This window comes from Gilvimarinus gilvus (genome assembly GCF_030518155.1).
Taxonomy (GTDB): domain Bacteria; phylum Pseudomonadota; class Gammaproteobacteria; order Pseudomonadales; family Cellvibrionaceae; genus Gilvimarinus; species Gilvimarinus gilvus.
In genome coordinates, this window is sequence record NZ_JAULRU010000694.1 from 1 (window position 1) to 462 (window position 462).

Sequence of the window (462 nt, forward strand, 5' to 3'; positions counted from 1 at the left end):
AACTGAAACCCTTGCTCGTCAACCTGCAAGGCCCAGCCCCGGCGGTCCCAGTCGCCCAGCACGATGCGCCGGGCCGGTTGGCCGTCCACGACCAGCTTGTGAATCGCTGGCCGATGGGTATGGCCATGCACCAGGGTACGCACGCCATGCGCCGCCATTACCTTGGGCACTTCTTCTGGCGTGACGTCGACGATTTCAGTGGATTTCATCCGCCCCTGGGTGCGGCTTTCGCTGCGCAGCTTGCGTGCCAGTCTGTAGCGAGCCGACAGCGGCAGGTGGCGCAGAACCCACAGGCTCAGCGGGTTGCGCAGCAGGCGGCGCATTTTCATGTAGCCCACGTCGCGGGTGCACAAGGTGTCGCCGTGCATCAGCAATACCTGCTCACCGCCCAGCTCGATCACGCAGGGGTCGTCGAGCAACGTGCAGCCGGCCGCCTCGCAGAAGCGCTGGCCAAGCAGGAAG

At 65.4% G+C, this 462-nt stretch carries 1 protein-coding gene; it reads right to left on the reverse strand.

Annotated features, from left to right (window positions below):
- The coding region (lpxH, locus tag QWI17_RS17370; RefSeq protein WP_302723788.1) for a UDP-2,3-diacylglucosamine diphosphatase at positions 1-462 on the reverse strand (462 nt) is incomplete at both ends.